The following is a 12875-nucleotide window of genomic DNA, read 5'->3' as shown; positions in this document are numbered from 1 at the left end:
TCTTTCTTCGTCCTCGTTCGAGAGGAGATATGCTACTGACAGTCTCCGGCCCGCCGGGGAGCGGGAAGAGTACGACCGCCGAGGGACTCGCGGACGCGTTCGGGTTAGAGCACGTGAGCGGCGGCGACATCTTCCGCGAGCTCGCCGCGGAGCGCGACCTGACGCCGCTGGAGTTCAACAAACTCGCCGAGGAGGACGGTCAGATCGATCGCGTCCTAGACAGGCGACTCCGAGAGATCGCCGTCGAACGCGACGACCTCGTGCTCGAATCCCGACTCGCGGGCTGGCTCGCGGGAGAACACGCCAACTTCCGCATCTGGCTCGACGCCCCGCTCGACGTGCGCGCGGCCCGCATCGCCGACCGAGAGGGTAAGTCCGTCGAACAGGCTGGAACCGAAACCCGCGCTCGCGCGGGCAGCGAGGCCCAACGCTACGACGAGTACTACGGCATCGATATCGGCGACCTCACCATCTACGACCTCACGATAAACACCGCGCGGTGGAGCACCGACGGCATCATCGATATGCTTGCGACCGCCATCGAGGATTACGACCCCGAGGCGGACGAGGGTAAACAGCCGATCACCGACGTTTCCTACGACTTCTGATGTCCCTTCGTGGCCCACCGGACGACCGCTCGCCCGCCGACCTGCTCGAATTCGGCGTCGTCAACCTCGACAAACCTCCCGGGCCGTCGGCCCACCAGGTCGCGGCGTGGGTACGCGACCTCTGCGACGTCGAGCAGGCGGCGCACGCGGGCACGCTCGATCCCAAAGTTACGGGCTGTCTACCCGTCCTGACCGGCACGGCGACCCGGCTCTCGCAGGTCTTCCTCGAAGGGTCGAAAGAGTACGTCTCCGTGCTCGAACTCCACGACGAACCCCCCGCCGATATCGATGCGATAGCCGCGGAGTTCGAAGCGCCGCTGTACCAGAAGCCGCCCAGAAAGAGCGCCGTCTCGCGCAAACTCCGCGTGCGCGAGATCCACGAGCTAGACGTGCTCGAACTCCGCGACAGGCAGGCGCTCCTCCGGATCCGGTGCGAGAGCGGCACCTACGTCCGAAAACTCTGCCACGACCTCGGCCTCGCGCTCGGGACGGGCGCGCACATGGGCCACCTCCGCAGAACCGCGACCGACCCGTTCGACGACACTGACCTCGTGACGCTCCACGACCTCTCGGACGCCCTCGGTCGATGGCGCGAGGAAGGAACGGACGACTGGTTGCGCGAGACCGTTCAGCCGGCGGAGCGCGCACTGACCCACCTTCCGAGCGTGACGGTCGCACCGAGCGCGGCGGAGGAAGTGGCACACGGCGCGCAGGTGTACGCGCCCGGCGTCATCGACGCGGACGACGCGGAGCGAAACCAACTGGTCGCCTGCTTCACGCCGAACGGTGCGGCGATCTGTCTCGGCAGGATGGTCGGCGATGCCGAGGCCGAGACGGGTGAAGTCGTGGAGTTGGAGCGCGTGTTGGTCTAATCCTGGAAATCCAGCACGTCGAACTCGTGGCCCCACTCGTTTCGAATCGTCGCCACGCTCCCGACCGAAATCTCCTCCGGTCCGTGAACGACCTCGTACCCGCGTTCCGAGAAGTAGTCCACCGTCTCCCGCACGTTCTCCACGAGATAATGGACGAGCCCTTACGGTACGTCCATCTCGGCCGAGAGGACGATCTCCGCGATACCTTCCCCGTGGCCCCCCATCCGAAACCCGGCTTGGCCGGGGCGTTCCCAGATTTTTTCGAGGTCGAGCACGTTCTCGTAATACGCCTTCGCCGAGTCCAAGTCGGCTTCCGGCACGGTGTACAGCACGCAGTCGATTCGCTGGAGCGTCGGTGTGCTCATCCTGTACCGTCGAAATTCCAACGATATCATCGCTTCGTTTCGCTCCCTGCCGCGACACACGGGCTTTTAGCACCCGCGGAACTCTCTCACGGTATGCAAGTCGGCACCGCGGAATCGAAGCCCGGCGAACTCGTCACCGGGTGGCTGGACGTTACTGACCTTCCGACCGGCTCTCCCGAACGACTTCCGGTGCTCGTCACCGAGGGCGAGGAAGACGGCCCGACGCTCTGGATAACCGCGTCGATTCACGGCAACGAGGTGACCGCCCTCGCCACGGCGCAGGACGTGATGAAAGCGAACCTCGAATCGCGGGTTCGGGGCACCGTGGTCTGTCTCCCCAATCTCAACCCGGCGGGTCTCCGCCGGACGAACCGAACCTCGTACTACCACGGCGACGACCCGAATCGTTACTTCCCCGACCCCGACGCCGAGGGGTTGCGCCCGCCTCGCGTACAGGAACTCATCGACGGGCGAATCTACGACGCCTTTGAGGAGTCGGCGGACGCGCTGGTCGACCTCCACACCGCGCAGGTCGGGTCGATTCCGTTCGTCATCCGGGACAGGGTGCTCTACGGCGAGAAGCGAAGCGAGGACGAAGCCCGCGAACTGGCGGGCGAACTCGAACGACTCGTCGACGCCTACGACTTCCCGGTCGTCAACGAGTACACCGCTGAGGAGTACGTCGAGCAGAACCTCCAGCGTTCGACCGCGGGCGCGGCGCTCAACAACGCCGGAATCCCCGCCTTCACGGTCGAACTCGGCGGCTTCGAGGTGGTCGAGGAGGACACCCGCGCCGAGGGCATGACGGGGCTGTTGAACGTCATGCGGGAACTCGACATGCTCCCCGGCGGCCCCGAACCGACGGGACTCGAAGCGCCCGTGGAGTTCCCGGTCAAGCGCGCGGTTCACCCACACACCGACGCGCCGGGAATCGTTCGCCACCGCGTCGAGGCGGGGGACACCTTCGAGGAGGGCGACGCCATCGCCGACATCGTGACCCCCCACGGCGAGCACAAGGCGACGGTCGAGAGCGACCACGACGGCTACGTCGTCGGACGGTATCACGGCGTCGCGGCGTACGAGAACGACCCCCTCGCCAGTCTGGCGGTGCGGGACGACGGCGACCTCGTCGTCCCGCGCGAACGGGAGTGAAACGAAGGGCTTAACTCGGGGACACGCCTCTCTCGAAACGCGCGGGACCGTGGGGTAGTGGTATCCTCTGCGGATGGGGTCCGTAGGACCCGAGTTCGACTCTCGGCGGTCCCACTTTTCTGTCGAAGTCGAAAAGAAGACGCCTATCGTCCCTCTTCGAGCACGGCGTCGGCGGCCTGTTCGAACGACAACACCGGCGCGATGTGCGCGTCGTGGTCGTGGAGCAACGGCGGTCCGAGGAACTCCGACACCGCGCCGAATTCGTCCGCCGCGAGGACGAAGTAGAACGTGTGTTCGTTCGGCGTGACGTACGCGCCGTGCAGTTCGACGCCGGACTGGTCGGCTTTCGATTCCATCCCTTCGATCCACTCTTCCGCCTTTCGTTCGTTCTCCTCGCGCGCCCAGCACCGTTCCGGGCTGTGGGTGAGTGTGGCAACGAATAGCATTCTATCCCCCGCGGACGTACCACCGGCAGGACGGTAGCTGTACCGTATGGTATCAATCCGCATTGGCTTGCACGGAATCCGTCAGACCAGCTTTCGCGGCGGTCGCTCGTCGCACGGTCGACCCTTCGACGATATCGTGCGATGCTTCGGTTCATCGACTGCACTCCGTCGCTCCGCTCAGTTTGCGGGCGAACTCACAAAATCCAAATATACTTGCCACGGGAGGGTAGACACTTCCCCATGAGCCGGACCGTCGCCATCGCTCACTATCCGGAGGGCGCTGGTCACGCAACCCGGATGCTCGCGGTGGCACAGGCACTGGAAGGGCCGGAAACCGATATCGTTCTCGCGGGGGGTGGGCCGGGATCGCAGTTCATCGAGCACAACGGGTACGAGGTGTACCGTCCGGCGACGGTCGATTACATCGGCGACTATCAGGGCGGGTCGCTGTTCGACGTGTTGACGCGAAGCGTTCCCAACAGTGCGAGGCGGGTCTTCGATTTCGCCCGCTGGCTTCGCCGGGAAGACCCCGACGCTCTCGTCACCGACGACATGTTCGCGGCGATGGCGGCCCAGTGTACCGACACGCCGCTGTACGTGCTCACGCACAACGCCGCCTCCTACTACGACGCTGCCGTCGAACAGGGGTTCACGTGGCTCCTCAACCGCTATCAGCTCTCCGTCGCCCGCGCGTTCCTCTTCCCGGCCGTCTGGCCGCCGGATCGAGGCGACCCGCCGGGCGTCGTCCACATCCCGCCCATCGCGCTCGAACCGAACGGCGAAACGGCGCCGGACGACGTGGGCGTCCTCGTCGTCCCGAGCACCTACTCGACGAACTTCATAGAACTCGCGCGGGCGCTTCGGAACGAAGGGCACACCGTCACGCTTGTCGGGGACGACGACTGGAAATGTGCTTCGTCACTTCTCCCGTGGATTCGGGCCGCCGACGCCGTGGTCTGTTCGGGCTACTCGACCGTGATGGAGGCCGCCGTGGCCGGAACGCCCTGTATCATCTACCCCTTCACGGACGAACAGCACGGCGTCTCGCGCGTCATCGAACGCCGTGGGCTTCGCGGCTTTCAGGTCGAACACTCGATTCCGCACGTCGCGCGTGCGGTGCGCCACCCGCCAGCCCCCCCGAGTTACGAGAACGGTGTGGAGCGGGCGGCGGAGGTCGTGATGGATTCGCTCGAAGGGTGAGTACGCGATTCGACGGGGGCGAAAATCGACGAAGCGCTCGGAGACTCGCATCGTAGCGACCGACCGATCGAGTAGTACCAACTGTTAACGTCTTTCGGTTGAATCGACACGCATGAAACTGGACTGGGATGAGATCACCCACGTAACGAAAGCCGACCCGGCGAAGGAACTGCCGAGGGATTTGGGAATCCTCGCTCGGACAGACGCGGTACTCGTCGGTGGTTCCGACGGGGTTACCGCCGAGAACACGCTCGATACGATTCGGGCGATCAAGCGCCACTTTCCGAACAAACCGGTCCTCCAAGAACCGTACAGTTCGAGCCACGTGTCCACGGACACGATTGAAGCGGCGGATCGTCTCGCCATTCCCGCGGTCTACAACGGTGACAGGGAACACTTCGTCGGAAAGCACGTGAGCCTCTTTACCGAAGTCGGAAGCAAGCCGGAAGAAATACTCGGAACCGAGTTGCCCGTTCTCGGAGATCTGATCGCCGCTAAAGGTCTCGACGCGGTCTCACGAATGGCGGACAAAATCATCGGCGAGGGATATGTGATTCAAAATTTAGAATCGACGGCGGCGGAGGTCTCCGGCGTCACCGAACTCTATTCGGATGAACAGGTAGCAGGTGCCGCGTTGGCGACCGAAGCATTCTACGGCTTTCCCGTGTTTTACCTCGAATACTCCGGAGCCTACGGCGGCCCCGACGACGTCGAGGCGGCGGCGACGTACCTCGATGACACGGTGTTTCTTTACGGTGGCGGCATCGACAGTCGAAGACGAACCCGAGAAATATTGGACGCGGGGGCGGACGCCGTCGTCGTCGGGGACTGTTTCCACGAGGACCCTGAACGGTTCTCGGAGACGATTCCCTCGTGATTCCAACCCCGTCGGAAAAGGAGGAGGCTATCACGACACCCCGATCGATACGCACGGCTACTTCCCGACCGTTTCGAGGTGGATACCGTCCGAGAGGCACAGTATCGACGGAACCATACCGCGGTAATTTGCCACTGCCGAAATCTCCTTTCTTCCCCTCCACTGACGTGTAGCCATGGCACGGGTGACGGTCGGAGCGCGCCTCCACTTCGGTTTCCAGAACCTCTCGCTCGCCCACGAGCGACTGTACGGCGGTCTCGGGGTCGCGCTGGAATCGCCGACCGTCTCGGTCGAAGCTCGCACCGCCCACGAGGTTCGGTGCGACGACTCGCGCGCCGACCGGTACGCCCGCCGGGCGACCGACCTCCTCGGGGTCTCCGGCACGGATGTTCGAGTCCACGAGACGCTCCCCGGACATGTCGGACTCGGAAGCGGGACGCAACTCGCGCTGGCGGTGCTCGCTGCGGTCGCCCGCGCGCACGACCGCCCCGCGAACGTTCGGGGGAACGCACCAGCGCTCGACAGGGGCGGACGGAGCGGCGTCGGCGTCTCGACGTTCGAAGCCGGCGGGTTCGTCGTGGACGCGGGTCACCCCACCGAACGCTTCACGACCGCCCGCCCCGACCGCGGCGAGTGGCTCGTTCCGCCGGTGGCGGCCCGGCACGACGTTCCAGACGACTGGCGGTTCGTCGTCGCCCTCCCCGACGCGGAGCCGGGTCGGAGCGGCGACAACGAGGACGCGAGCATGCGCGCCGTGGTCGAGCGCGCCGACCCCGCCATCGCGGACGAGGTTTCGGCGACGCTCCTCCGGCGCGTGCTCCCGGCCATCGCGGGCGACGACCCCGAGACGTTCGGGAATGCGGTCGCGGAGATCGGTCGCCTCAACGGCGCGTGGTACGCCGACGAGCAGGGCGGCGTCTACCGGCCGCCGGTCGGCGAACTCGTGACGGCGATGGAAGCGTCTCCGTCCGTCTTCGGCGCGGGTCAGTCCTCGTGGGGTCCCGCGGTGTACGGCGTGACGACCCGGAGACGGACGGACGCGGCGGTCGAGGCGGCGGAGACGGCCTTCGATACGGCGGGCGTCGGCGGAGACGTGCGGGTCGCCCGTCCCCGTAATCGCGGTGCGAACGTTCAGGATGCGAGCGTACACGGTAAGGAGTCTGACTGAGAGGGAGTCGCATGAACCGAGTCCCGTTCGGCGTCTCGCAGTTCGACTCGCTCATCGGAGGCGGGTCGCCGCCCGGAAGCGTCGTCCTGCTGGCGGGAGACGCCGGAGCGGGTGCGCGCGAGTTCGCGTACACTAGCGCCACGATAAACGCCATCGGACGCGTCGACCCCGCCATGTTCGAACTTCACTACGGGTCGATCGATTCGCGCGCGTCCCTTCCGGACGAGATTCACTACGTCTCGTTCACCGCCAGCGAACCGGAGATCTACGAGGAGATCACCCACACCATCGACGAGGAACTGGTCGACCCCGTCTCGCGGTCGATAGCGTTCGAAGACCTCTCGTCCGAGTATTTCGGGCTGAGTCCGATTCCCCGCGATTGGTACGTCGCAAAGCGCCGCACCATCGCCGACCTCGGGCAGAGCCACAGCCGTCGGGGGGTTCTCGAAGCCCTCGGCGAGTATCTCACCGAGCACGCCTCCAGTAGCCTCGTCGTCGTCGACTCGCTCACCGACCTCATCTCGCTGCCCGACGAACAGGTGGACTGGGACGAGGTGACCATGCTCGTCAAGGGGATGAAGAAAGCGTCGCGGGCGTGGGGCGGTCTCATCCTCGTGTTGGTCGACCGAGAGTGTCTCACGGGAACGCAGATGGGTGGTTTGATGGGTGCGACGGACGGCACCATCTGCTTCGAGTGGGAGCGCCGCGGCAACGAACGCTCCCGAACCATGTTCGTCCGCGAGTTCCGGGGCGTCCTCCCGCGCATCGAAGAGGAGGATATCATCCAGTTCGAAACCGAGATTCGGGACGACGGGTTGGACATCAGCAACGTCCGCAAGATACGGTAGGCGAGACGGTACTTCGCGCTCGTTTCGGCGATCATCGGCGGTCGTCGGTTCGTCTACTCGTCCAATCGCGTCGGGGCGTGAACGCGAAACTCCATCCGTGGACAGTACCGAACTCGCGGTTCCGCGTCCGGGATAGACAGTCCGACCGCCTCGAACAGCGACTCCGCCATCACCTCCCCGTCCACCTCGTAGAGGTACCACGGGTCGTGCTCGACGCGTGTCGTGAGCATCCCGGCCTGCGGGACGAACAGGCGGTATCGCTCCGCGAGGAAGCGCGAGAGCGACCCCGACTCCGGCGTCGTCGCCGACCCCGCCGGTCGGTAGGTTGCCTCGAACTCGGCGGGAGGCGCGTCGACTCCGACGCGCCGACTGCGGACGCGGTGGGGGTTTCCGGAGTCGATGGCGACGTCCGCGTGGTAGTACGGCAGTCGGTAGAGTGTCCGCGCGACGCGGGTCGCCAGTCGACTGGAGGTGTCGAGACTGAGGAAGTAGATGCCCGGCGTGTGGCCGAGTCGGACGTAGGTTCGGAAGTTGACTTGCGAGAAGGTCATCCCGAACCGCGCCGGCACCCCCGGCGGTCGAGCGTCCTCGATGGTCGACGCGAGGGCGCTGACCCAGACCTGCCCGTCGCGGGTGTCGAGCGCCAGCGAATCGGGGACGGCGGTTCGGAGGTCGCGGCTGTCGACCCGCCAGTGGACGAACAGGCAATCCCGCCACGTGAACTGGAGCGCGCGCATCGGGCTACGACCGCGTTACTCGTGTCGAGTTCGTCGCAGAAAAACAGTGTTCCGGCCGAGAAGCGACGAACTTACTAAGATTGGTTTGAGAGTTAATAACTATGCAACGACTATCTCGGCTGGGACTCGCCGGATTCGTCGCATTCGTCGTCCTCTCGGGCGTCGCAGCGTCCGCGGGTCTCGACAAGGTTCTCACCGTCGGATGGGTGGCGTTCGGCGCGATGGCGGGAGCCGCCGCGCTCGGCGCACGCGGGGGTGAGGCCACGCACGCGAAAAAGCTCGTCTGGGCGTTCGGCCTCGCCAGTGGCGCGATGATAACCAGCGCCGCCATCTTCCTCGTTCCCGACGCCATCGAACACCATCCAAAGTTCGGTGGGTTCGGCATCGCGCTCGGCGTTCTGACCGGGTTCGGCGCGCACACCATTGGCCATCGAGCGACCCATCTCGACGTTCCGCTCGACCACGCCGCCGCCGAACTGACCGCCCACTCGTTCGCGGCGGGAGCCATCATCGGTCTCGTCTACGGGAACATGCCCGACCTCGGACTGCTGCTCGGCCTCGCCATCGTCTCGCACAAAGGTCCCGCGGGCTACGTCGCGGCCCACCGACTCGAACGCGCGGGCAAGCCCGCCTCCGTCCTCCTCCTGCCCGCCGCTGGCGTGGGCATCACCGCCACGCTCTCGGCGCTCCTCCGACTCCCCTCCAGCGACGCCGTGAACGGTCTCGTCTTCGGATTCGCCGCGGGCGTCTTCCTCCACGTTGCGATGGACTTCCTCCCCCGCTGCGAGCTCGGCGGCGAGGTATACGAGGTGGCGCAACTGAGCGACGACGCCCACTACCTCCTCGACGAACTTCGTACCCACGCGGTCGCCAGCACCGTCCTCGGCGCGCTGGTCGTCTTCGTCGGGTGGGCGACCGTCGTCGGTTCGTGATACCGCCCCGTCGCCCCTTTGCACAAGGACTATCCGCGCGCTGGCGGTAGCCCTCCGCATGCCGACGCTGATGGACACCTACATCGAGAACCGGGAGCGCGTCCAACCGAACCACGCGAACAACTACGAGACCGCCCACGGCGGCATCGTGATGAAGTGGATGGACGAGATCGGCGCGATGTCGGCGATGCGCTTTGCGGGCGAAACCTGCGTCACCGCCAGCGTCGACCAGATGGATTTCCACCGCCCGATTCCGGTCGGCGACACGACCGTCATTCGGTCGTACGTCTACGACGCCGGAAAGACGAGCGTGAAGGTGAGGCTCCGAGCGTTCCGCGAGGAGCCTCGAACCGGGGAACGAGAACAGACCACCGAATCGTACTTCGTCTTCGTCGCGGTGGGCGACGACGGGAAGCCGACGCCGGTGCCCGAGTTGGGCGTCGAAACCGACCGCGGACGGGAACTCCGCGACGACGCCTTCTCCGGCGAAGACTAGAGTTCGCGCTCCGAGTCCGGATTCGGCAGTTCCCAGAGATACTCGGGCAGAAAGGCGTCGAGGTTGTCGATGACCTTGCGCTCGCTCACGTTCATCCCCTCGCAGTGTTCCCACGCCGAGTCTCGAACGTCGACGCGAATCTCGCCGTCCTCCCAGCGAACGGAGAGCGGGTAGACCGAACAGCGCGCGGGTTTCCAGTCGTGTTCGGCGTGAAGTTCGCAGAGGCCATCTTCGCACAGGAAGTGGCACGCCTGCCCGTCCTCGGCGGTGTGCTCGTGGCCCTTCTCCTCGCGCCGGACGAAATCCTCGCCGCGGAACCGCGTCGTCGCCTCGTCGAGGTTCGCCCGGTCGCCGAGTTCGAAGAACTCCCGGTCGTACAGCAGGACGCCGTGGTGACAGCACCACGTGCAGCTATCGACACACTCGAACGTGAGGTCGGGGTCGAACTCCACGACCGCCTCTCGGTTCGGATGCACCTCGACGCGAACCGGGATGTCAGCGCTCACGGTCGTCCCTCGGTCGCGCGTGCGGAAAGGTTGCCCGATTCCCCGTCGAATCTTCCGATCGTCGCGCTCGACCGCGGCGCGCGGCGGTCACAAAGTACAATAACGACCCTAGCAAGTTCTTTGTGGGGGATGTTATCACATGCCGATGAAAATCACGTCCGTACCGGCCTCCGCGACTTCGAAAACCGACGCCGGCCGAGGGGCGCGGATGGTCTTCGCGGCGCTCGGCGGGATGCTCTTGACGCTCGGCCTCAAGCGGCGCTCGCTGGGCGGGGCGGCGATGGCGTTCGTCGGCGGCTGGCTGTTCTACCGGAGCGTCGACGGGCGCGGTCGTCCGCTTCGAGCGCCCGATACGAGCACCGCGACCGACCGTGAACGACGCGAAGTCGGAGCGCCCGCCGACGCGACGGGGATGGAGCGTTCCATCACCGTCGGACGATCCGCGGACGAACTGTACCGCTTCTGGCGCGACCCTGAGCATCTGGCGCGCGTCATGGGACACTTCGCCGAAGTCGATTCGCCGAGCGAGGATCGCCAGCATTGGACGCTGCGCGGTTCGTTCGGACGGAACGTGGCGTGGGACTCGCGGGTCGTCGAGGAGCGTCCCGGGGAGTTCCTGCGCTGGGAGTCGCTCGAAGGCGCATCGCTGCCCAACGAGGGTTCGGTGCGCTTTCGTCCGGCACCGGGCGACCGAGGAACGGAGGTGACGCTTCGCTTCCGTTTCGACCCGCCGGGCGGCGCACTCGGCGACGCGGCGATGAAGCGTCTGGGCGTCGTCCCCGACGCGATTACGAAAAAGGCACTCCGCCGCTTCAAGAGCCTCGCCGAAACCGGGGAGATTCCGACGCTCGAACGCAACTCGTCCGCTCGCGGGAGCGGTGATAGGGTATGAGGGGGCGACGACCGTGAGAGCGCTCTGCTGGGAAGGGGTCAACGACCTCCGCGTGGAGACCGTTCCCGACCCCGAGATAGTCAACCCGCGCGACGTCGTCCTGCGAGTGACGCTGTCCACGACCTGCGGCTCCGACCTGCACTTCATCGACGGCTACCTCCCGACGATGCGCGAGGGGGACGTCATCGGCCACGAGTTCATGGGCGAGGTCGCGGCGGTCGGCCGCAAAGTGGAGACGGTGGAGGAGGGCGACCGCGTGGTCGTCCCGTCGTTCGTCGGGTGCGGTAACTGCGGTTTCTGTCGGGACGACCTCTGGTCGCTCTGCGACAACACGAATCCGAACGCGGAGCTCCAGGAGCCGGTACTCGGTTACCCGACCGCCGGAATCTACGGCTACACGCACGCCTTCGGCGGCTACGCGGGGGCGCACGCCGAGTACGTTCGCGTCCCCCACGCCGACGAGAACTGCTTTCACGTCCCCGACGAACTGAGCGACGAGCAGGCACTGTTCGTCTCCGACGCGTGGCCGACTGGATACATGGGCGCCGACTTCTGCGACATCCGGCCCGGCGACACCGTCGCCGTCTGGGGCTGCGGCGGAGTGGGACTCATGGCCCAACAGAGCGCCTCCCTCATGGGTGCAGAGCGCGTTATCGGTATCGACCGCCTCCCAGAGCGGTTGCGGATGGCGAGGGAGGAAGCCGGTTCCGAGACCGTCGACTACACCGAGATCGACAGCGTCGTCGACGAACTGAAGGCACTGACCGGCGGGCGCGGCCCCGACGCCTGCATCGACGCGGTGGGGATGGAGGCGCACGGGACCGGCATCGCCCACGCCTACGACCGTGCGAAGCAGTCACTGCGTCTGCACACCGACCGCGGTGAGGCGCTGCGCCAAGCGATGGTCGCCTGCCGGAAGGGAGGAACGCTGTCGATACTGGGCGTCTACGGCGTGATGGACAAGTTCCCGCTCGGCGTCATCATGAACAAGGGAATCACCGTGCGCACCGCCCAACAGCACGGACAGCGGTACGTCCCGCAACTGCTGGAGCACGCCGCGGAAGGCGAGATGGACCCGTCGTACCTGGCGACGCACCGGCTCTCGCTCGAGGACGCGCCGCGTGGCTATGAACTGTTCAAGCACAAGGAGGACGACTGCGTCAGGGCGGTGTTCACGCCCTGACGAAGCCGACGCGGTTTCGAAGTCCCCCGTCCGCCGCGGCTCACCCGACGCCGCTTTCGTTCTCGGGCCCGGTTCGAATCCGAATGCCCGGAATCTGATTCGCCTCCACGCCGACCAGCCCTCCCGGACACCGGACGACGTTTCCGATGACGAACGTCGTCCCGAGTTCAACCGGCGTCTCGCGGCGCTCGACGTACAGTTCCCGGCGGACGAGCTTCTGGGCGCGAACCGTCGGATTCGTGCCGAAGAATCCCGCGGTGTTCTCGTTTCGCCACTCGACGACAATCCCCTGGTACACGTCCACGTTCTCTGGCGGCCACGGGTCACCGAATCCGCACCGACCCACGGGCGGTACGTTCGGGTCGCGCGCGTCCGACCGCTCGGTGACGAGCACGATGCGGTTCAGGTACGCGTCCGACAGTTGGGGCGCGTCGCGAAACACCATTCGTCGGTTCGTCCGGTTCAGTTGCTGGGCGGTTCCGCTCCCGGCGATGCCGGCGAGTCCGAGCGAACTCCCCGCCAATCGGAGAAATCCGCGTCTGTCGAGTCCTGTCATCGTTCCCCCCGAACGAAGGGCGACGCGAACGTCCGTA

The 12875-nt window shown here is 65.9% G+C and carries 17 protein-coding genes and 1 tRNA gene; 12 read left to right on the top strand and 6 right to left on the bottom strand.

What is annotated here, in order from left to right; all coding sequences use genetic code 11:
• Window positions 1-29 precede the first annotated feature (29 nt).
• On the top strand, window positions 30-608 hold the full coding sequence (gene cmk / locus LIW51_RS11980) for a (d)CMP kinase (protein ID WP_227374357.1): 579 nt from the start codon (window positions 30-32) through the stop codon (window positions 606-608).
• On the top strand, window positions 608-1480 hold the full coding sequence (locus tag LIW51_RS11975) for an RNA-guided pseudouridylation complex pseudouridine synthase subunit Cbf5 (RefSeq protein ID WP_227374356.1): 873 nt from the start codon (window positions 608-610) through the stop codon (window positions 1478-1480). Before cmk ends, LIW51_RS11975 begins: the two co-directional genes overlap by 1 nt.
• Here LIW51_RS11975 and LIW51_RS11970 read toward each other — a convergent pair.
• Together LIW51_RS11970 and LIW51_RS11965 are read right to left on the bottom strand one after the other, a co-directional pair.
• Entirely contained in the window at window positions 1477-1623 is a 147-nt protein-coding gene (locus LIW51_RS11970; protein ID WP_227374355.1) for a hypothetical protein, read from the bottom strand. The two genes, LIW51_RS11975 and LIW51_RS11970, sit on opposite strands and share 4 nt — an antisense overlap.
• An 18-nt stretch (window positions 1624-1641) precedes the next feature.
• On the bottom strand, window positions 1642-1845 hold the full coding sequence (locus LIW51_RS11965) for a VOC family protein (RefSeq protein ID WP_227374354.1): 204 nt from the start codon (window positions 1843-1845) through the stop codon (window positions 1642-1644).
• A 93-nt stretch (window positions 1846-1938) separates the two neighbouring features.
• Here LIW51_RS11965 and LIW51_RS11960 point away from each other — a divergent pair, with 93 nt between their 5' ends.
• On the top strand, window positions 1939-2997 hold the full coding sequence (locus tag LIW51_RS11960; RefSeq protein ID WP_227374353.1) for a succinylglutamate desuccinylase/aspartoacylase family protein: 1059 nt from the start codon (window positions 1939-1941) through the stop codon (window positions 2995-2997).
• A gap of 43 nt (window positions 2998-3040) precedes the next feature.
• A tRNA-Pro gene (locus LIW51_RS11955) sits at window positions 3041-3111 on the top strand.
• Window positions 3112-3140: 29 nt separating this feature from the next.
• On the opposite strand, the gene LIW51_RS11950 is transcribed toward LIW51_RS11955, so the two are convergent.
• The gene (locus tag LIW51_RS11950) at window positions 3141-3506 is read right to left on the bottom strand and encodes a DUF3303 domain-containing protein (protein WP_227374352.1); all 366 of its coding nucleotides are present in this window, start codon (window positions 3504-3506) and stop codon (window positions 3141-3143) included.
• 177 nt (window positions 3507-3683) lie between these two features.
• Here LIW51_RS11950 and LIW51_RS11945 point away from each other — a divergent pair, with 177 nt between their 5' ends.
• From LIW51_RS11945 to LIW51_RS11930, 4 genes are all read left to right on the top strand, one after another.
• On the top strand, window positions 3684-4643 hold the full coding sequence (locus tag LIW51_RS11945; RefSeq protein ID WP_227374351.1) for a glycosyltransferase: 960 nt from the start codon (window positions 3684-3686) through the stop codon (window positions 4641-4643).
• 112 nt (window positions 4644-4755) lie between these two features.
• Complete coding sequence (locus tag LIW51_RS11940) at window positions 4756-5520, top strand: geranylgeranylglyceryl/heptaprenylglyceryl phosphate synthase (RefSeq protein ID WP_227374350.1); 765 nt, start codon at window positions 4756-4758, stop codon at window positions 5518-5520.
• 175 nt (window positions 5521-5695) lie between these two features.
• Entirely contained in the window at window positions 5696-6688 is a 993-nt protein-coding gene (locus LIW51_RS11935) for a beta-ribofuranosylaminobenzene 5'-phosphate synthase family protein (protein ID WP_227374349.1), read from the top strand.
• Window positions 6689-6699: 11 nt separating this feature from the next.
• A complete protein-coding gene (locus LIW51_RS11930; RefSeq protein ID WP_227374348.1) occupies window positions 6700-7536 on the top strand; it encodes an RAD55 family ATPase in 837 nt (278 codons plus the stop codon).
• Window positions 7537-7589: 53 nt separating this feature from the next.
• On the opposite strand, the gene LIW51_RS11925 is transcribed toward LIW51_RS11930, so the two are convergent.
• Window positions 7590-8273 carry a YqjF family protein gene (locus tag LIW51_RS11925; protein WP_227374347.1) on the bottom strand — a complete coding sequence of 228 codons (684 nt, stop codon included), beginning with the start codon at window positions 8271-8273 and terminating at the stop codon, window positions 7590-7592.
• Window positions 8274-8374: 101 nt separating this feature from the next.
• Between LIW51_RS11925 and LIW51_RS11920 the strand changes: the two genes are divergently transcribed.
• On the top strand, window positions 8375-9205 hold the full coding sequence (locus tag LIW51_RS11920) for a ZIP family metal transporter (protein ID WP_227374346.1): 831 nt from the start codon (window positions 8375-8377) through the stop codon (window positions 9203-9205).
• A gap of 58 nt (window positions 9206-9263) precedes the next feature.
• Entirely contained in the window at window positions 9264-9701 is a 438-nt protein-coding gene (locus LIW51_RS11915; protein WP_227374345.1) for an acyl-CoA thioesterase, read from the top strand.
• Here LIW51_RS11915 and LIW51_RS11910 read toward each other — a convergent pair.
• Window positions 9698-10207 carry a hypothetical protein gene (locus LIW51_RS11910; RefSeq protein WP_227374344.1) on the bottom strand — a complete coding sequence of 170 codons (510 nt, stop codon included), beginning with the start codon at window positions 10205-10207 and terminating at the stop codon, window positions 9698-9700. The two genes, LIW51_RS11915 and LIW51_RS11910, sit on opposite strands and share 4 nt — an antisense overlap.
• A gap of 139 nt (window positions 10208-10346) precedes the next feature.
• Between LIW51_RS11910 and LIW51_RS11905 the strand changes: the two genes are divergently transcribed.
• Window positions 10347-11099 (top strand): SRPBCC family protein, encoded by a 753-nt coding sequence (locus LIW51_RS11905; protein WP_227374343.1) that lies wholly within the window; start codon window positions 10347-10349, stop codon window positions 11097-11099.
• A 13-nt stretch (window positions 11100-11112) separates the two neighbouring features.
• Entirely contained in the window at window positions 11113-12282 is a 1170-nt protein-coding gene (locus tag LIW51_RS11900) for a zinc-dependent alcohol dehydrogenase (protein ID WP_368411789.1), read from the top strand.
• A gap of 40 nt (window positions 12283-12322) precedes the next feature.
• Here LIW51_RS11900 and LIW51_RS11895 read toward each other — a convergent pair whose 3' ends face one another.
• Window positions 12323-12838, bottom strand: a complete 516-nt coding sequence (locus LIW51_RS11895) for a hypothetical protein (RefSeq protein ID WP_227374341.1) — start codon at window positions 12836-12838, stop codon at window positions 12323-12325.
• Window positions 12839-12875: the final 37 nt, after the last annotated feature.

This window comes from Haladaptatus halobius, assembly GCF_020618475.1.
GTDB lineage: Archaea > Halobacteriota > Halobacteria > Halobacteriales > Haladaptataceae > Haladaptatus > Haladaptatus halobius.
This window is presented reverse-complemented; position numbering and strand designations above follow the sequence as displayed.